We start from the raw sequence: 18067 nt of genomic DNA, 5'->3' as shown, positions 1-18067 counted from the left end.
TGTTACCGCTCGACTTGCATGTGTTAAGCCTGCCGCCAGCGTTCAATCTGAGCCATGATCAAACTCTTCAGTTTAAAAAAGTTTGCTCAAACTCGTGAATCACGTCTGACTTTTACTATATCCTTCAACCCAAAGATTAAAGAACGTAAAGCGAATTGACATGGTCACTTGTTTAAGACTTCAAAGTTTTTGAGAAGTCTCCAGCAAGCGCCCACACAAATTATCTGATTATCTATTTTAAAGAGCGTCTGACGCGGTGTGCTTCGTTGTTGTGAAGCGTTGTCCGTGTCAGTGGGTGCGTATAATACGCATCAGAATTTTCAGCGCAAGCACTTTTTAAAATAATTTTAAAAAAGTTCGATTTATTACGAGAAAACACTGAGACTGTTTACTTATTAGACAAAAAGACCTCAAAACAGCTCAATTAACAGACAACCTATCCATTAAGATAACTCTACAGGTAGTTTTTTTACTATTTCGATGTGCTTAGGCGTGATATCAGCTCTATACGCTAATACCTCCACTCCTTGTGCAACAGCGTCTTTAATAGCGGCTGCATATTTAGGGTCAATATGCGCTGCAGGCCTAACAGATTCGATTCCAGTGTGCGACACACAGAACAACAGTACCGCCCGATGACCCGCCTGCACCATATCGGCTAATTCATATAAGTGTTTTCTACCACGATCAGTTACCGCATCAGGAAAGTAGCCCTGTCCATCCTCCTCTAATAGCGTGACGTTTTTCACCTCCACATAACAAAGCGGCCGATCTTCATCACTCAACAGCCAATCAATCCGACTGCCTTGACCATATTTCACTTCAGCTTTCTGAACAGCGTAGCCAGATAACTCGGATATCTCACCCTGCGCCATTGCTTCACCAATGACTTTATTCGGCAGCCCAGTATTGATACAAGCCAAGTATTGCTTATCAACCTCGACGATCTCCCAGGTGTAAGCCAACTTACGCTTAGGGTTATTGCTTTTTGATACCCACACACGCGCATTTTCCTGCTGGCAGCGACGCATTGAACCTGTATTAGGACAATGAGCAGTAATCACTTCACCAGTTATCAGCTCAATATCCGCAAGAAAGCGTTTGTAGCGTTTAATTAAACGCCCTTCTATTAACTCGGGGAATTGCATAAGAACTCCAGATACAAAAACGGCCCTCTTAAAGAGAGCCGCAAAAATCAGCTATTAACCATTAATGCTTTAGCCTAACACATCCACAATATCTCATGCAGTATGAGGCTTCGTCATATCAGCGACCTCTATAAACGCGACACCACTAAAATCGACAGTCAGAGCCTGAGTCATCTAATCGAGCTAAGTTTCACTTGATTAAATCCCCCACTAAAAGGTTTATTAGTTACACTGTCAGTGTTGCTAGATTGTGTAGGCTAGGTATGAGAGTAGAAGAGATTTATCGCCGGGATTTAAACCTGTTAGTCGCATTGCAAATTTTGGTTGAAGAACGCAGTGTCAGCAAAGCAGCAGACCGTTTAAATTTGAGCCAATCCGCAATGAGTCGGGTTCTGGGGCGATTACGCAGCTTATTGTCAGACCCTTTATTTACTCGTCAAGGGCAACACCTAGTTCCTACAGAAAAAGCGCTATCCATGAGCAGAGCTTTGGATGAGCCCCTTGGCTCTTTGCGACAGCTCTTGTCACCTCTTGATTTTGACCCCAAGTCATGCGACCAAACCTTTACAATTTTAACCACTGATTATGCACTGCAAACGATTCTACCCTTTGCTTTACCTCGCATATATCAGGAAGCCCCTAATGTTGCGTTTGAATTTTTGCCGCTACAAGATGAACATTTAAAAGAACAACTCACCTACGGCCGCGCGGACTTAGCTATTTGTCGCCCGATTTACTCTATTGAACCTTTGCATTACGAGACATTAGGCCGTGTAGGGGTATCTTGCCTCTTATCTAAACAACATCCGTTAGCGAATCAGCAAATGTGCCTAGAGGATTATTTGAATTTTCCCCATGCCATGATTGCCATAAGCGATGGCGTCAAAGCTCTTATTGAACAAGCATTAGAGAATGAGCCTAAACGACGTATGATTTTGCGGGCCTATCATTTAGAAGCTGCACTGGCCATTGTGGACACGATGCCGATCATTATTACGGTACCAGCTGATTTAGCTTACTTAGTTTCTGAGCGTTATGACTTAGCCGTAAAACCCTTACCCTTTCATTTTACACCGTTTGACTACTCCATGATTTGGCACCCTCGCTGTGAGCACTCACCTGCACAGGAATGGTTAAGAAGCATTGTAAAAGAAGAGTGTGGCAGACTCATCGCTAAACGCGTTATCGATATGGGGCTAGATGCTGAAGCCGATACCACAGCTTTGCCTGAATAGTCTTTCGTATATGCGCCTTAATCATACAAAAACGCCATCATAAAGCACTAATGACAACGCTTTTGCCATCTTAAAATTCCGCTAAACAGCGAGAATAACTGGGCTCCAAGCGCCTTTCGTGCACCATTTTAATCCATGCATATTATGCATAGATTACTTCACTTTTTATCATTTGAGTCCCCCCAAAATACTCTCTACACTCCGCCAATCTAGTAGCTGAGCGCGCATACGCACTTGTTCCCATCCACTTTCGCTAAGGCACTGAGTTTGTCCCCTACCGAGGTAAATAAAGGCAATCTCACCACCATAGGCATTATTAAGAGCAATTTATGTTTACTTTCCGATTTCCACTCCTAGTTTGGCTAGGTATAGGGATTTTGATTACCAGTCTAGGGATCAGACAATCCTTTGGCATTTTCATGACACCTATTTCCGACTACTTCCATACGGGACGAGAATTCTTCAGTTTTGCCATTGCCTTGCAAAACCTACTGTTTGGGGCGTTCCAACCGTTTGTGGGTATGGCTGCCGATCGTTGGGGACCGAAGCGCATCATCATTTTAGGTGCGATGGCTTACGCCTTGGGTCTTTACCTAACGTCAATCGCGATGGAGCCCTCTATGATGTACCTATCACTAGGTGTGCTGATTGGATTCGGTTTAAGTGCCACCAGTTACGTAATCGTACTCGGCGCCGTCGCGAAAGTAGTTCCCGCACAACATGCGGCTAAAGCCTTTGGCTTAACTACCGCAGCTGGATCATTTGGTATGTTCGCGATGATCCCTGGCGCACAAACATTGTTGAGTATTTACGATTGGCAAAGTGCCATGCAAATATTCGCAGTACTGTGTAGTTTTATTGTGGTATTTGCGTTTTTTATCAAAACAGCCAAACAGGGAACGCATCACACTCATCATTTAAAAGAAGATCTACAAACGCTCGAAGAGGCATTAAAAGAGGCGTTTGCGCACAAAGGTTACTGGTTGATTCATCTAGGTTTTTTTGTGTGTGGTTTCCACGTAATGTTTATCGCCACGCATCTTCCGAGCTATGTATTGGATCAAAACCTACCCGCTTCAACAGCGGCCATGGCGCTGGCTTACATCGGCATCTTCAATATCTTTGGCTCATATTTTTGGGGAGCCATGGCAGACCGCTATAGCAAACGGTATGTGATGTCCGCATTGTACTTAGTACGTACGGTTGTGATCGCCGCGTTTGTCCTACTACCAACTACAGAGCTAACGGCTGCAGTCTTCGGTGCCGCAATCGGCTTTTGTTGGCTAGGAACCGTACCCATTACATCAGGGCTAGTACGTCAGATCTTCGGATCTCGATACTTATCGACACTATACGGCTTGGTGTTTTTCTCTCACCAAGTGGGAAGCTTTTTGGGCGCGTGGATCGGCGGTGTCGCTTACGACTTCTACGGATCTTACAATCCCATTTGGTGGACAGCGGTCGCACTAGCGTTTATCTCCGCATTGATTCACCTTCCAATCAATGACAAGCCAGTGCCACGCTTGGATGCAGCAACCGCGTAGAGTTTATAGACCCCTAACCCAGAATGTTAGGGGTCTTTATTTGCTATTCCTAGTTTACTGCGAACTCATCCCCCCAAAAAAATCCCCTTAAGTAGTAGTATTATCAGAGTTTTGTTTCGCCTTTTATTCACGGCGGTGCTTCAGCTCAGCACGCACCCAAGCAGAGGACTCAGCCATATCGCGGCGGAGGTCTTGTTTGTCTTCTATAAAGAGCAATCTAGCTCTTGATCACTAGATAAGATACCCATGATTTCTCCAGGCTAGTAATCACATTAAACGAGGCTTCAAGAATATTAATAACTAAGAACTAGTATTTCGTCGCCTAAAACCTCAGCGGTTACAGAACCATCTTCACTAACGAAAAGCTTCGAAGACACCAAGTCGGGCATAAAACCAACCATCGCCAGACTTTCCTCTATAGCCTCTCTATCTGACTCCATCAGCACTTGATCAAACATAAGAGTCTCTCTAATTGGACCGTTATCTCCAAAGGTATATTTGTATAACGTTGGCTTTTGAGCCAATGTTTCTACAATCTGCTCTACCGAGTCACTGGCCATAAAATAATATGAAAAGCTGTCAAGACTCGTCTGATAGTTCTCAGAAAAAGCTAGTTTGAGAAGGTGAAATCCAAACATTGAAACACTAAGGAATAGTATTAAAGCCGCCGAATACAAATATTTCTTTCTCATTTAAGAGCCTCGAAAAGGCCAAACTTAGCTTTGAATTCACTCTGAAGATCGAGCAGCGCATGTTTCTTGTGGATTCTGCCATAGGTTAACCATGCAACCACTTATCTGCCCTGATTCAAAATGTCACCGCTGCTCCCCTTGTCAAACTGTGTTTGAAGCTGCTAGACAGTGCCAAATGATTTGTTGTTTGCTCCTACAAGTGAAGGTATTACGAAAACACTGAATTATTCCCACTCTATCGTTAACGAGAGCCGCAAGCCCTTTAACTACGGCTGTTTGGGGCTTGGCTCTGTCGTAGTACCATTATTAGTACCATGTTCAGCGTTTTGTTTCGCCTTTTCTTCCCGGCGGCGCTTCAGCTCGGCACGTGCCCAAGCAGAAGACTCAGCCATGTCGCGGCGGAGGTCTTGTTGCTCTTCTAAAGTGAGCAATCTAGCTCTTGATTCACTAGGTAAGTTATTTACGTTTTCTATTTTCATTTATTTAATGTACTTAAAGATAATAGAGCTAAATCACAGCATGCAGTTTACGTAAAAAAGCTACCTCTTTGATCACTGATTTGAATAGACCAAGATGCGTATCGAAGTAATCAAATAATTGTTGGGAGGCCTTTATTTATCGTTATTTCAGCTATCTTCCATTCATAGTCATCAGCGCCTAACCCAACTGGGTATCTCCTCGGCGTCAGCTCATCACCAATTTGTATATCGCAATACAACGACTCTTTATTCATAAGACCTGTCTTGGTGTAATTGTTCGCAATTAGCTCATATCTACTATAGTGCCAATCACTTATTTCAATACATTCCTGACCAGGACCATGCATTTCATCTTTATCAAGACAAGCAAATGGATGCTCGTCCAGCGCTCCTTTATCTCGATAGTCTACGGTATATACAACTTGGCCTTCAGAGTCTACCGCACGTAGTATAAGATCTATATCTTCTAATGAATGATCCCAAACAAGCTGCACCGTGCTCGCTATATTACTCCGTTTCTCAATCAAACAAGTAGTTTCCTTTGGAACAAGCACATTAGATGTAGGAAACAGAGCACTCCGAATAGCTTTACTTATGATTTGCATTTCAGCCTCTTGTACTGGCGTCGCCCCCCCAATGAATTGGCTTTGAGAGTGTAGCTCGGGAGCAAGCGAGCTCATCAGTCGTGATTCATTAATATCACCATGGTTTACAATGTGAACTATCGAATTCGGGCAGCTTCGAGCATAGTCCGCAGCAGCTGAGGTAAAGTTAGAGGTGTTACTTCTCAAATAGTGTTTGCACTCAAGAACATAAGTCGTCTGCTGATTTACTGATTTTGAGATATCGACTTGGAGCACACGAAAGTCAGGTTGTATTCCTTTTTTGCGTTTTGAGCTTCTACCCACTAAAGCGGATCTTAGCTCAGCCCAAACATCAAACTGTTTGTTGTCCCAATTAAATGAAGCCAAACGGCTTCCACCGAACTCAAATGACAAGACTCCATCAACAGGGTGATAATGGACGTCTGGAACTACTTGCTCAATCACTGCAAGCATTCTAGTCCCAACCCACACCGAGTAAAGTTCATGCCTATATCGCCAAACAGGGAGGTTCAAAATATCGAGCAGATCCTCAATAGTCTTCTCCACCCAGTTATCACCCCACTCAACTTCGCTTAAAATTTTAGATATACGATCTGAAGCATCTTTCGAAGATAGCTGTCCGGAGTTTACTAGTTCCGCAACTCTCTTAACCCCGTTTAAAACACTGTCATCCCAATAATCAGTAGCAGCTACCATTTGCTCTAAGAGGACTCCATCATTCGATGCTTTAGCTACACTGAAGACTTCCCATCGGGTTTCACCAAGGCTACGACAGAGGTCTCTAAAACCGGACACAAGCAGGACTACGCTATTTAATAACCTATTAAGCTCTTCACAATCAGTTGGTGTTATTTCAGGGGAGGCAGGAAAGCCTTGGGGCCTTTCTTCAGAAACAAGACGGCCACCAATTAGCGAGCTAAACTCTTCATAGATCCGCCACATCAAATTATGACCAGGCAGCGTTGGTCGCTTTTGCAAAACGTGTTTGATACGTAGTTCAATTTCCCTAAATTGCTCCAAAGTCATTCGCAAAGAGCTAGGCACATTGTCAAAATTAAATTCTACACTCAGTCGATGAGATACCTGCTTAGCATCCGCTTTAATTAGTACATCCAATATATCCTGCATCATGCGAGCAAAGCCTTCTTGGCTCTTCAAAACTTCGATTAGAAGCAGCTCTGCACTTACTTTTGAATTACCTGAAGCTGAATCGGCAGCTAACCACTTATCAAAAGACCTGACGGACTCAGGCACGCCTAAAGCAGCACGAAGTAAGCCTTCGACATCATAGTCTCTGCCTTTTCGCCCGCTCTTCAGCCTAACCTCTAGCCCAGCTTTCACACAAAGACTAGCCCACAATTCGGCAGCCGAACTGATTACCGACATACAAACATGCTCCCTGTTATCACCTCTCGGAGTAGCGTCCCATAGTCATCAATGCACAGTTACAAATAGGTACTCATCTAGGCAGCGCCGACTGCAACCGATACCTTCGTAACATTGTAGAGAGTCACGTCACCACCCGTCGCCAACTCTGGATTAAACAGCGCAAGATTGATCCCTTCACTTACAGAGCTACGATAAACCACTCCATCGAACCCTATCTTTTTAATAAACTCACACAAATATTGGCTAGGTATGTAATCTATAGCAGCACCAGCAGGTTGAACAGGTCGTGTTAACTCTTCACCTAACCGTTCTAGGAAAGGCAAATCAGCTCGTAACTGAGCTATTTTATCTGCGTCATCCCAAATAAATGGAGACACAAGTTCACGAGGGTTTCGTAAATCAACAGCCTTAATTTCAGGAATGTTAAAGGTAGCTACGCAAGCAACTTCGCCAGTATGAGGTCTTACTTCAGCTATAGCAGTCTCTGGTATAGAACCTAAATAGAGATAAGGAATTCCAGCAGGGTTGGCGCGCCCATTTGAAGAACGCCTTTTTGGTGGAGCACCCATTTTATCTATCTGAAAAGCTACGTCCTCGGTCAGAATTCGAGCGCGATGCCACCTTAAAGGCAACCCTTTAGCGATTAGATTTTCTAGTAGACCTTTAAGACGCTCCTTATCTATAGTTACATCAAGAAACCAGCGATTCGAGTACATCATTTCATCTCGAAGCCGATCCCATTGAGCAAGGCCATCACTACTATAACTACTAGAAGGGCTAAACTTGCGACGAACTATTTCACCATCATTAAGAATTTCACTTAATAGCTCTTTGGCATGAGCGTTATCCATACGATCATGGCTAAATATCAGCCAATCGTCTTTCATCCACTCAACTAAGGTTTTTCCATCAGGATTAGATTCATACACATTCACTAGAAGTTCAAAATAATCAGCTAATTTCTCTGGAGCTACTAGTAACGTGTTAGTTGTTCCACAGAAATCGCAAACTCCTTTTTTTGGCTCCAGTGTCGGAAATATCTCATCCCGTAAAACACGGTCGCCAAAACATTCGGGGCAACAGAAACGCTCAGCCATAACCACCTCACTTCAAATAGTTGGCAAGCGTTTCGATATGATGCTTCATCGAAAGCTTCTTCACATAGCCTAGGCCAGGAAAATGACCTTTAGCATGAAGACCTCTAAACTCCTCAATTGCGGCCCCTTCAAAAATGCCTGAGTCACCGCTATCTAACTTAGTGATTAGCTTATTTAGTGCTTGAGCAAACTTTCCTGCGGGGTCTGTAGGGGTATCTTTTGTATCTGAGACGAAATGATAAATGTACATCACATCGTCCTTATCACGATCTATAAAAGTTAGGTGAATGGCAACTGCGTAAGCAGGTCCACCACCTTCGGTGTATGCGTCTCCAACCATTAAGAAGTCTCCGAACCCACTCATCCCCAACTCTGGATAAGTAGCATGAAGCTCAGAAAAAACCTCGACTTCAGGGTAATCTGCATTACGTTGGCGGTTGAAACCATCTCTAATCAAAATACGCGTACTTGAACCAAAGTGCTTCCGGTATAGCAGCTTCGCGTAGTCATCAATAAAAATATTTGTTAACCCGGTCATAAGTCCTTGCTCTTCAAGAGTAGCGGCCAACGCCTTAGGCTCAGTAAAGCCGGCATGAACTAGAACTGGGGTATGAGCCAAATGCTGCTCTAAACAAGAAAAAGCATCATCTACCGACATGTCATTACGCAAAAGTATCCCTGCTGAAATATTCGTAGAGCCCGAAAATTCATTTTCAAGAAAGCTAGTGATACTACCACCATCAGATTGATGATCCCCGTAGTAAGGGTTCACTATGACAATAGCCTTACCATTTGCCGCATGAATCGCTTCTAATGCCCTTTTTAGACCATTCAATGACTCACGAACTGGCTCTATAACTGGAATAAAATCATTTTCAGCGAACAACCTGGCCATTTCACGAACTGTTATTAGCTCAAATTGCTTTCCACGAAAATATGGGTAGTACATACGTCGGTTAACTCCATGTCATTGCCGCATGTAGCGGGGTTTCAGTCGCATTGATCAACCTTATTTGATCCGAGCGACGCACAGATACAGATAACGCAGCTGTCTGTAAGGATTTCGGTAAGCTTTCAACAAAATCGCTAAGAGAAGCAAGTTCTCGTGTCCGTTTTAGCGTTTTTACCATTTCAAAATGCAAAGTAGCTGGATCGAGCTCAGAAAACAACTCACGTAATACAGCATGTCTTTGAGTATTAGGAACATCAGGGACCTTTACTCCTAAACTTTCAAGGATCTCAATGCTTTCAGTAATACGTAAAGACTCAAACACTGTACGAGGGCAGACTCTTTCAGGACTATTCTTAGCCTCACGTATAGTCTTTATTTGATATCGCTTAGTAAGACACATAACTCCAACATCATCCGGTACAGTTCCGATTATTCCATCGATGTGGTCTTCACTAGATATCACATTAACTTTTGCAAATACGCGCTTATAGTTCTCCACTTGATTTTCAAGCCGAGTCAGTGAGTCTCGTTCGGACTTTATTTCATAGACGGTTGCCGTACCGTTTAAAATCACAAGGTCTGCTTTGCAGTTACCCGCTCGAAACTCATTAAGCATTGAGGCCGTACGAAGAGAGTGGGTACCAAGAAGTACTTTTTGGCTTACTGCCGCTCTATATATGTACTCATCACGATGGCCCGCGATTTTAAGGATGTTAAACGCAAAATCGAAAGTTTCTCCAACTGTTGCATTGGGCCCTACTTGATCTACTAGCCCTGTCTCCTTAAGTAAGCGAGAGAACAATGCTGATCGTCCCTTCTTCGCCATCTCTCGGAAGACAGTGGCTGAAAAAAGCCTCGTCAGTGCTGAAAGTTGAGTTACATTATTGATTTTCATCTAAATACCAGACAAACGCCTTTAACCATATATCAACCTTAAGAAGTATATTAGCCTTCTTATCAGGTCATGGCACAGGCGATCTTCACCCTATGAATCACATTAAAATTTAGCCGCCATACTAGCATCCACGCTTAATTTAGGCGATGAAAAAGGCGGCCTCATATTTGTCGCCCCTGCAGTCTTAACTTTAGACTATTACAATCAACTACCTCTATTTCCGCTCATAGCAACCCTAGCGGCTAATAAGTTTTTTACTAAATAACTAACGAGTCCTCCCCACAAAACTCGCTATCTCTTCGTTCCGTTCCCTTTGCTTATCCTGGGCGTAGTCGACGTAATCCTCTACATCAAACGTGTGTTTCTCAGGATCGCGCTCTTGCCAGTCGGCGTGGGCCTGGCGGGCTTCTTCCTGGTCTGATTCAGAGAGCTCACTAAAACCACCGCTTTGATTTATCCAGCCTTCTTGGCCGCCGAGGGAGTCACTGCCGAAAGATGGCGATTGCCGCCCATCGCTGGAGCCCTCCCCTTCTTGATGTCCCATTGAATCACTACCTGTGTCCATACTTTCGCGGATAGATGAAGCCAAACGGCCACCGGCGGTTTGGCTGACTTTGTTCTGGAAACCACCCATTGCTTTAGAACCCATACCTTTAGCAAGAGCTGATGCTGTGCCAGCAGCTACACGGCCAGCGTTAGCCGCACCAGTCATAAAGCCACTTGATGTTTGGGCCTGCTCGCTGGAATGGGTCTCGCTGCCACTTTCAGATACAGCCTCTTCACCAGGAGCGTGAGACTCGCCGCCAGAGAAGCCAGCCGCTTGAGCAAAAGGCGTTTCACCTGTATCACTGCTGCCAGTATCACCATTTGAAGCACTTGAGCTAGACCCTCCAAACTCGGGCATTGGCCCCTCAGACATGCTCATTTGCGCTTTCTCAAAGGCAGCCTTCACTGCACTGGCTCCACCGGCCATATTGGTCACTCCAGACATAGCCGCTCCGCCAAGCGCTGCGCCGCCAGACATAACAGCTGCACCAGCTCCCACCGCCCCACCGATCAAGGCACCCGCACCAAATGAACTACCTGAGCTGGCCGCAGCTCCGCCACCAGGGATCAAACCGGCAATCACATTCGGCACAGAGTTAATCAATATCACCATGACCAGCGACACCACGAAGATCACTAGCAATTCATCAAGGGGCGCGCCTTCCGATAAATCGGCGTGGTAGCCATCAATAATGGAAACGGCGATACCGACTAACAACGTCATAGTCATCAGTTTTAAGGCGATACCGGCCACACTGCGAAAGTAGTTCACCGCAATATCAGAGGTCCAACGAGAACCACCAAAACCCAAGACAAAGATACCGGCGTAAGCAATGATCCAAGCAGTGATCAATGCTAATAAGACGTTCGCGGCTACGATGGCCATACAAGCCAAAATGGCTAACGAGGTGAGAAAGATAGATAAGTTGTCGATTGGACTGGTGACACTGTAGCTATCCACTGCCTTTGCCAGAATATCGAAGGCAATATCTATCGGCGTCGATGGGTGCAGCCCTCTAGGCATCCCCGATGCCTCAGCTGCAACGTTACGCAATGAATCAATGATCGACATAGCGAACGTCGGCCCATTGATCAGCAGCCACCAAAAGAACCCTGTTGTTATCGTGAAGCGGACAAACTCGGCAAAGAACTCGCCGATATCCGCTTTACGTAACGCCATCATGCCAAAGGTCCAAACCATAGAGATAACAACAAGCGTCCAAAATAGCCAGGTCGCATGATCTGTAATGACAGACGCCCATGCCTGACTTGCCGTAGCGAAGCGGTCCGCCACATCATTGAGCACACCGCCTCGATCTACTGCGGCAGAGGCATGCACCGATATCGTACCCAAGGAGAGAATTAACGCTGATTTTGTTGTGAATCCTTTCATGATTAGTACTCCTTGCTCTTCGAGCGATCCACCGGACCTTCTAGGCTTTGGTAAACTGAGCCATCTTGTTGCTCGCAGTTTTGTGTGCATGTTGCCTCAGGATCCGAGCAAGCCACTAAAAACAACGTTGTGAACACCATCACCAGTGTTTGCATCATCCATTTCATGGTCAGTACTCCTTACTTTGTGAACGGTCGACCGGCTCGCGTAAGCCTTCATAGAGGTTGTCCCGGCTTGCCTGATACTGAGCGTTAAGATCTGCATCAGCCTGCATCTTGGTGGCTAGAGCGTTTTGTTGGGCGATCAATAAACTGCGAATTTGCAGCAACTGGTTTGCCTGGTTACTCGCCAACTGATTAGCGTAACCAATCGCTTCAAGTTGACCTTCTGCGCCTTGGGCGGCGGACTGTAGTTGCAGTAATTTGCCTGCGTCACTCTGTAAGTTCTGTTGCTGGAGTTCTAAACCACGAAAGACGGCATCATTGGCCTTCTTCTGTGACTCTGAGGCTAGACGACGGTTTTCATCCATGGCCGCCCATTCGGCGTCGCTGCAACCACTGCGGGAAAAACAAGGTGAACTGCGGTAATAGGCCACATCTTGGAACCGGCTAAGATAGGCGTCGATACTGCCCAACTGATTTTGGTAATACGCCAGCGTATTCGTTGCCTGGTTTAAATCATGAATCGTTTGCTGGGCCTGGTCCCAAATATGAGCCGCTGGGGCCATCGTGTTTTGCAGCATATTTTCGTACTGCTGAAGCTGGGTTTGATACTCCTGAATCTGCTTAAGCGTCTGTGCAACGGCTTCCATTGCAGCCATCATGTTTTGCGATAAGTTCAGCCCATCAGCAACCGGAATACCGGCATGAACGGGATTAGACATGTTTAACGCCAAGGAAATGGCGAGCACGGGAATTTTAGCCGCTAAAATTTTGCGTTTTAGCATGGTCATTTACTCTTAGTTGTTATGACTAAAATTTGCATTCACCAACCTGTAGAAACTTGATCTCTACTCCTGCCGTTACCAGCAGTGAATGTGGGCCTGTACAGAGCTAGCTCGCCACTTACTATCTCGGCGCCCGACCTGCGCGACACCGTTAAACGCGCGGCCGAATAGGGTTAAACATCGGTGTCATTACCAACCGAAGCGGTTAGGGCTTCCGTCGATTCCTTTGCCATCACCTCAACGTGATCGGCTCTTATGTTGTCGTTTCGCTTTTTTAGCTGCCTGCTCAGCTTGCAGCTTGGCTTTACGCTGCTCTAATGCTGGCATGACCGCCGCTTTTTCAGTTACTGAGCCTGACCTAATAGCTAAAACCTCTAACTGAGATAGGTTCTGCAACCGGCCACGGCGTGAAGGTGGCACTTTGCCAATCGGTAACACACCAGGCTTATCTGACCGTTTGGCCTTTTTGTTCTGGGCCATTAATGCCTGACGACGGCGCTCTAGCCCTTGGTCGACAAACTTTATAGACAGGTTGCCATCGACTGCTGCCTTGATTACTCGCGCCTTGAACTCAGGCGAGCCATTCACGGTAATGCGATTACCGTAACGCTCCATTGCTACCTTTAGCGCAGCTAAGACACTGGTTTGGTTGGAAGCCGTCGCCACTTGTAGACGCTCACCATCATCACGCACGGCGCTGTTACCTGCTCGATAAATAATGGTGCCTTTTTTCGTAATCGTATCGGCCGTTACTTTGGGCTCGGACTGAACTGTATCTCCTTTAAGTGTGTTCCCTTTAAGCTTTTGTGCCGCTTCTCGGCTGCGTAGCGCTTTGAGGGCTTCGCTATCTCCCTGCAATGCTTGGCTTTTTAACCAATCCGCCCAGGCTTGGCGTTTATTGCTTTGATATATCGTTTGCCGTTGCTCTTGGTAACGTTTGTGGATACGTTCAAGATCGCTTTTCAATGCAACACTGGCCTGTTTGTACAAAAGCTTCTTAGTAAGCTTATTACTACCAGTTAACTTAATCGCCGCACGACGGCTTCGCCCTTTTCTCTTGGCGTTTTCAACCTGTCGATCTTTATCACGGCGCGCCTGTTCAAGGGCTTGCGACTTACTCGCTGCGGCATGTTTCTGCTCTGCTTGATAACGGGCATATAGCTCGGTGGTATTCACCTTCAAGCGAACCGGTCGATGTGTGTATTGGCGGCTCGGCTTAACAGAATCCGTTGCAGCCGCTTCAAAGGGACCAAGGCGCGCTTCGAGTTTGGGTTTAGAAAACTCACGTCCCAAGGTGCTCGCTTTAATGATCGCTTCACCCTCGGCAACAATTACTAGCCCATTACCTCTGGTTCTTAACTGTAAACCGTTGTCCTGCATGACCTGGTGCAACGCCTGCCAGCTATTGGCTGATTTGATCTCGTCCATACATTCACGCCTCACCCAACCAACTAAGCTTTCAATACCCGAATGCCGTTCCATATCCATCGCCCGTGATTCAGACCCGCGCTTGCGTGGTATATGATTATCCGGCTGTAAATCAAAGTCTTGCTCAATGGCCTCGCACATTTCCGCTAGCTTCTTATGCGGGTAATACGGTTCATGGATTGTGTTGCGCGTGGGGTGAATCTTATTGATGGCGATATGGATATGTTGATTGTCCGTATCGTTGTGTACCGCACTGACACGCTGATGCTCCCCATAACCCAACCCCTGACAAATACGCTCTTCTATCGCAGCCAAGGTATTCGCTTCTAACCGCTCACCACTCGGGAAGCTCACTATCAGGTGATAGGTTTTATCACTCTTCGCTCTGGTGTTCGCAAACTGAGTCGCCAACACTTCACTGATCGCATCGCGCACGGTTTCCGCTTCACAGTTATTTAAACGAACGCTACCAAGTCGATGTTCTTTACTCTGGTGATCGGTGAGGTAATTCACCAGGCCAGCAAAATCAGATTTGCCCTGTGAACGCATCGGTACATGCTTGGCGATCATTGGTCCGCCCTCGGACGAAGAATGGACTCCATAAGCGAACTCATTTGATCTTGCGTCACCTCGATACGATTAAGCACTGCCAAGATCGTATTGGCCCCAACATGTGCCACCTTGGCATCATTGCTAAGCCATAACTTCAGCAATCCACCCAAACGCCCTAAATCACCATTGACCCGCACTAACTCGCGTACTTGCTCTGCATCGGTAATTCCCTGGATACGATAGCCCTGGCCGACTTCGCGCAAATAGGTCGAAGCACTGAGCCCTGCCTGTGCTGACATAGATTCAATCAGCGCACGCTCTTCCGGTAGGCAATAGACCTTAATCGGTGGGCTATTCTTTCTCGTCGTCTTATTTGTGTTGTTCTCCATTTGTGTATCCTCTCTTTCGCCCCGCAGGGCAGGATCAACGTTGAGCGCCGAAGGTGCGAATAAGTCACATAAGTGAAGAGGCTTCGCCATGCTTGCATGGTGGGCCTACTTCACACATCCTGCCCGCATATCAGCATTGGTTTTAGCAAGGTAACCTCTGCATAGAAGTCTGCATTTCTGTGCATTTCCCTGTTTTCATCTGTTTTTGCCTGCTCACCACTCTTTTCGTTTTAAAAACCGATAGTTACAGCGCACTTATAGCGACTGAATAGCGCTAAAATAGCGGTCTTACAGCGATTTACTTGTGATGGCTTTACTCACTATCACGACACCGAAAAACACAGCTTTCCTACTACTTTCCTCGCTAACCAAAGCTAATCAGCCGGTTTTGAACAGTGCCCCTCATATGTCAATAAAATGCCCTGTTTTGCGCTCTGCCCCTCAAGTGTCAATAAAACACCTTGTCTTGTGCTCTGCCCTTCATATGTCAATAAACACGGTTTAACTCCATGCAAGTGTTTATCTGCGGCAAAGTCTTAGCCCTACTAGGGCGTTAAAGACTACGCCTAGTAGAAAGATCTTAGAGAGATCTTAGACCGTTTTTTAGTGCACCCCCTGTAGCCCTTTAATATCAAGGCTTACAGCGATTTTTAAACTTCAAAAACGTGACCGTTAAAATGGGCTAATGTGACAGTTAAAATGGGGGTATGTGACCGTTAAAATGGGCTTAAGTTATGGTCTTTGTACTTCAAACATCCCCTTTCGGTATTCCGTAACAAGCCACCCTAAGCTTTGTAACTCATCTAAAGCGCGTCTTAGTCGCTCATGACGTTTGCGCAGCGTTGCACCAGTGACAGGGTTTTGATGCAGATAGCCGCATAGCGTATCTAAGGACACCTTTTCTGTTTGACCTGGATTAATCCACGCACAGAGACGCTGATGAATTAGGCGTGCGTTCTCACTGCGTAACGCCCTGACTTCGTCCATATCGATACGGATGTACTGACCGTCAGGAAGAATAGCTTCAGCAATCATAGGATTTAACGCCACGTATAAGTGTCCGGCGACATCATCACTCTCATACTCTGCCAGCAAGCGAAAACCTTTTCGTTTGCTTCCATGTTGAACAATAATCGACACCTTCCACATCCGCTCAATACACGCCTTTATGGTTTTGTAGTAGTTAATGCTGGCATACCCTATTTCCCTAGCAAGCGCCCTATAACTGCCTTTCACCACAATAGCGTCCATATCGATAGCCTCCCATTTCGGCTCCAGAAACAGCCGCAATTGCTGCCCATCCTCTGTGTTGGGTTCAGGCTTAAGAATTAACCCTTTTGGTCCAGCCATCGCTATTAAGCCCTGAAGCACTCGCAAATCATCCGCCCCTAACGGCTCAGGTCCGCTGAACTCAATCAAGCGCCCTTTGCCGTAGTCGTATACCACATCCAACTTGGACTTTTTACGCTCACCTTTTTGCAGCGCTCGAAAAAGCCCAGGAGCTAAGCAGTGCGATGGAGCATGCCTAGCGTGCGTTAGTTGATACCTAGGCTTCTCCACGTACTCGCCCATTAGACGGCTTCTGTGACTTCTGTTGCTTTTGCAGCGTTACTTTCTCTAACAACCCATTCTCACGCCGAATTAGCCAGCTTCCGTTGTAGCATGACCCAAAGTTGGCTTTGTTGATGCTATAGCGTAGATAGCTCGTGCGTTTCGTTTCATCTATACCAAATTCATTGGCCTCGCTTTTCGTCATTTCACGCAGTACAGATTGCCAACGACTGTGATAAGCGATTACAGAAGAGCCTCGCCCCGTGTATTGAGCATCTAAATCTTTGCTAGTGTGATGGGTAAAAATCACCGCAGCATTTGTATCACGAGCAATCAGCTCTATACGGTTTAATACCTGGGACATAGCACTGCTTGAGTTCTCATCTTCAGTGCTAAAACGGCGTAATGTATCCAAGATCAAAAGCCTTCGGCCTTCTGATTGTTTCACCAATAGTTCAACGCACTTTTCATCCAATAGATCTGGGGTTCGGCCTAAAACTGACTCAATCACAAGGTTTTGCCTAATGGTCTTTATTTGCTCTTGGCTTAGATGTTTTCCGATGTTACGTATTCGATCTTCAATAGCTAATACTGGATCCTCGGCAGAAATGTAAACCACAGGGCCTTGTTTCAATGGCCCAACACCTAAGAGATCTGGGCCACCCGCAATATGTATCGCCAGCTCTAAGGCAAACATAGACTTACCCATACCACCTGGCGCAACAAATGCACCAAATGAGCCCACCAATAGACTTGGTAAGACGTAGTCCATCTCTTGAGCCGGAGTCATAAGGGTTTCATAAAAATCGATTCGCATAATCAGTTACCCCCGAAGTATCCAGGGCGAGCCGCCTTAAGCGCACTCTTGCGGCGTTGTTCGATCCACTCTTCTATCTCAGCAAGATCCCAGGCCACACTGCGACTAGTTAGGACAATACGACGAGGGAACTCACCTTGCTGCTCTAAGTTGTAAATGGTCCGATCCGAAAGCGGCACCATTCGTAAAAGTGTTTTTCGATTAATTAGGGTTTTATGTGCTAGCTCCTGCATGTCACGGCCTCCTCTTAGTTACTGAAACCTGACTATGCCTGTATTCATTTGAAGCTTGATTGGACCTTGTGGAGGAAAAAGTTGAAAACGCCATTTATTTTCAGAGCTCCACCCTAAAACAGCAGCCAAACATTGCGACTAGTTGCTAATAGACTCACTATTTAACCAGTAGTAAC

The 18067-nt window shown here is 45.9% G+C and carries 17 protein-coding genes and 1 rRNA gene; 2 read left to right on the top strand and 16 right to left on the bottom strand.

Annotated features, from left to right (window positions below):
- Together ASC49_RS17935 and sfsA are read right to left on the bottom strand one after the other, a co-directional pair.
- Positions 1 to 74 (bottom strand): 16S ribosomal RNA (locus ASC49_RS17935); the annotation flags it as partial.
- Positions 75 to 443: 369 nt separating this feature from the next.
- Positions 444 to 1148, bottom strand: coding sequence for a DNA/RNA nuclease SfsA (gene sfsA, locus ASC49_RS17930; protein WP_055464618.1), 705 nt, complete (start codon positions 1146 to 1148; stop codon positions 444 to 446).
- A 263-nt stretch (positions 1149 to 1411) separates the two neighbouring features.
- Here sfsA and ASC49_RS17925 point away from each other — a divergent pair, with 263 nt between their 5' ends.
- Together ASC49_RS17925 and ASC49_RS17920 are read left to right on the top strand one after the other, a co-directional pair.
- Entirely contained in the window at positions 1412 to 2383 is a 972-nt protein-coding gene (locus ASC49_RS17925; protein ID WP_055464617.1) for a LysR family transcriptional regulator, read from the top strand.
- Positions 2384 to 2712: 329 nt separating this feature from the next.
- Positions 2713 to 3927, top strand: a complete 1215-nt coding sequence (locus ASC49_RS17920; RefSeq protein ID WP_055464616.1) for an MFS transporter — start codon at positions 2713 to 2715, stop codon at positions 3925 to 3927.
- Between the two features lie 293 nt (positions 3928 to 4220).
- Here ASC49_RS17920 and ASC49_RS17915 read toward each other — a convergent pair whose 3' ends face one another.
- The 14 genes from ASC49_RS17915 to ASC49_RS17855 form a co-directional block, all read right to left on the bottom strand.
- Positions 4221 to 4619 carry a hypothetical protein gene (locus tag ASC49_RS17915; protein ID WP_055464615.1) on the bottom strand — a complete coding sequence of 133 codons (399 nt, stop codon included), beginning with the start codon at positions 4617 to 4619 and terminating at the stop codon, positions 4221 to 4223.
- Between the two features lie 266 nt (positions 4620 to 4885).
- On the bottom strand, positions 4886 to 5050 hold the full coding sequence (locus ASC49_RS19930; protein ID WP_169787817.1) for a hypothetical protein: 165 nt from the start codon (positions 5048 to 5050) through the stop codon (positions 4886 to 4888).
- 158 nt (positions 5051 to 5208) lie between these two features.
- On the bottom strand, positions 5209 to 7089 hold the full coding sequence (locus ASC49_RS17905; RefSeq protein ID WP_055464613.1) for a hypothetical protein: 1881 nt from the start codon (positions 7087 to 7089) through the stop codon (positions 5209 to 5211).
- A 77-nt stretch (positions 7090 to 7166) separates the two neighbouring features.
- A complete protein-coding gene (locus tag ASC49_RS17900) occupies positions 7167 to 8189 on the bottom strand; it encodes an RES family NAD+ phosphorylase (protein ID WP_055464612.1) in 1023 nt (340 codons plus the stop codon).
- 7 nt (positions 8190 to 8196) lie between these two features.
- Complete coding sequence (locus tag ASC49_RS17895) at positions 8197 to 9138, bottom strand: sce7725 family protein (protein WP_055464611.1); 942 nt, start codon at positions 9136 to 9138, stop codon at positions 8197 to 8199.
- Positions 9139 to 9145: 7 nt separating this feature from the next.
- Positions 9146 to 10036, bottom strand: coding sequence for a sce7726 family protein (locus tag ASC49_RS17890; RefSeq protein ID WP_055464610.1), 891 nt, complete (start codon positions 10034 to 10036; stop codon positions 9146 to 9148).
- Between the two features lie 265 nt (positions 10037 to 10301).
- Complete coding sequence (gene trbL / locus ASC49_RS17885; RefSeq protein WP_055464609.1) at positions 10302 to 11975, bottom strand: P-type conjugative transfer protein TrbL; 1674 nt, start codon at positions 11973 to 11975, stop codon at positions 10302 to 10304.
- Between the two features lie 2 nt (positions 11976 to 11977).
- The gene (locus ASC49_RS19825) at positions 11978 to 12142 is read right to left on the bottom strand and encodes a hypothetical protein (protein WP_156085542.1); all 165 of its coding nucleotides are present in this window, start codon (positions 12140 to 12142) and stop codon (positions 11978 to 11980) included.
- A gap of 2 nt (positions 12143 to 12144) precedes the next feature.
- Positions 12145 to 12921, bottom strand: coding sequence for a P-type conjugative transfer protein TrbJ (gene trbJ, locus ASC49_RS17880; protein ID WP_055464608.1), 777 nt, complete (start codon positions 12919 to 12921; stop codon positions 12145 to 12147).
- Positions 12922 to 13158: 237 nt separating this feature from the next.
- Positions 13159 to 14919 carry a TraI/MobA(P) family conjugative relaxase gene (traI, locus tag ASC49_RS17875; RefSeq protein WP_055464607.1) on the bottom strand — a complete coding sequence of 587 codons (1761 nt, stop codon included), beginning with the start codon at positions 14917 to 14919 and terminating at the stop codon, positions 13159 to 13161.
- Entirely contained in the window at positions 14916 to 15290 is a 375-nt protein-coding gene (gene traJ / locus ASC49_RS17870; RefSeq protein ID WP_055464622.1) for a conjugal transfer transcriptional regulator TraJ, read from the bottom strand. Before traJ ends, traI begins: the two co-directional genes overlap by 4 nt.
- A 732-nt stretch (positions 15291 to 16022) precedes the next feature.
- Positions 16023 to 16862, bottom strand: coding sequence for a replication protein C, IncQ-type (gene repC / locus ASC49_RS17865; RefSeq protein ID WP_407067177.1), 840 nt, complete (start codon positions 16860 to 16862; stop codon positions 16023 to 16025).
- Positions 16837 to 17658, bottom strand: a complete 822-nt coding sequence (locus ASC49_RS17860; RefSeq protein WP_055464606.1) for a helicase RepA family protein — start codon at positions 17656 to 17658, stop codon at positions 16837 to 16839. The genes repC and ASC49_RS17860 overlap by 26 nt, the downstream gene beginning before the upstream one ends.
- A gap of 2 nt (positions 17659 to 17660) precedes the next feature.
- Positions 17661 to 17891, bottom strand: a complete 231-nt coding sequence (locus ASC49_RS17855) for a helix-turn-helix transcriptional regulator (protein ID WP_055464605.1) — start codon at positions 17889 to 17891, stop codon at positions 17661 to 17663.
- Positions 17892 to 18067: the final 176 nt, after the last annotated feature.

The sequence above is a fragment of the Marinomonas fungiae genome (genome assembly GCF_001418205.1).
GTDB lineage: Bacteria > Pseudomonadota > Gammaproteobacteria > Pseudomonadales > Marinomonadaceae > Marinomonas > Marinomonas fungiae.
The sequence above is the reverse complement of the archived record's forward strand: the minus strand, read 5'-3'. Positions and strand labels throughout refer to the sequence as shown.

Coding starts and splice junctions, on each gene's coding strand:
- sfsA (WP_055464618.1), bottom strand. CDS start 1,148: ATGCAATTCCCCGAGTTAATAGAAGGGCGTTTAATTAAACGCTACAAA.
- ASC49_RS17925 (WP_055464617.1), top strand. CDS start 1,412: ATGAGAGTAGAAGAGATTTATCGCCGGGATTTAAACCTGTTAGTCGCA.
- ASC49_RS17920 (WP_055464616.1), top strand. CDS start 2,713: ATGTTTACTTTCCGATTTCCACTCCTAGTTTGGCTAGGTATAGGGATT.
- ASC49_RS17915 (WP_055464615.1), bottom strand. CDS start 4,619: ATGAGAAAGAAATATTTGTATTCGGCGGCTTTAATACTATTCCTTAGT.
- ASC49_RS17905 (WP_055464613.1), bottom strand. CDS start 7,089: ATGTCGGTAATCAGTTCGGCTGCCGAATTGTGGGCTAGTCTTTGTGTG.
- ASC49_RS17900 (WP_055464612.1), bottom strand. CDS start 8,189: ATGGCTGAGCGTTTCTGTTGCCCCGAATGTTTTGGCGACCGTGTTTTA.
- ASC49_RS17895 (WP_055464611.1), bottom strand. CDS start 9,138: ATGTACTACCCATATTTTCGTGGAAAGCAATTTGAGCTAATAACAGTT.
- ASC49_RS17890 (WP_055464610.1), bottom strand. CDS start 10,036: ATGAAAATCAATAATGTAACTCAACTTTCAGCACTGACGAGGCTTTTT.
- trbL (WP_055464609.1), bottom strand. CDS start 11,975: ATGAAAGGATTCACAACAAAATCAGCGTTAATTCTCTCCTTGGGTACG.
- ASC49_RS19825 (WP_156085542.1), bottom strand. CDS start 12,142: ATGAAATGGATGATGCAAACACTGGTGATGGTGTTCACAACGTTGTTT.
- trbJ (WP_055464608.1), bottom strand. CDS start 12,921: ATGCTAAAACGCAAAATTTTAGCGGCTAAAATTCCCGTGCTCGCCATT.
- traI (WP_055464607.1), bottom strand. CDS start 14,919: ATGATCGCCAAGCATGTACCGATGCGTTCACAGGGCAAATCTGATTTT.
- traJ (WP_055464622.1), bottom strand. CDS start 15,290: ATGGAGAACAACACAAATAAGACGACGAGAAAGAATAGCCCACCGATT.
- repC (WP_407067177.1), bottom strand. CDS start 16,862: ATGGGCGAGTACGTGGAGAAGCCTAGGTATCAACTAACGCACGCTAGG.
- ASC49_RS17860 (WP_055464606.1), bottom strand. CDS start 17,658: ATGCGAATCGATTTTTATGAAACCCTTATGACTCCGGCTCAAGAGATG.
- ASC49_RS17855 (WP_055464605.1), bottom strand. CDS start 17,891: ATGCAGGAGCTAGCACATAAAACCCTAATTAATCGAAAAACACTTTTA.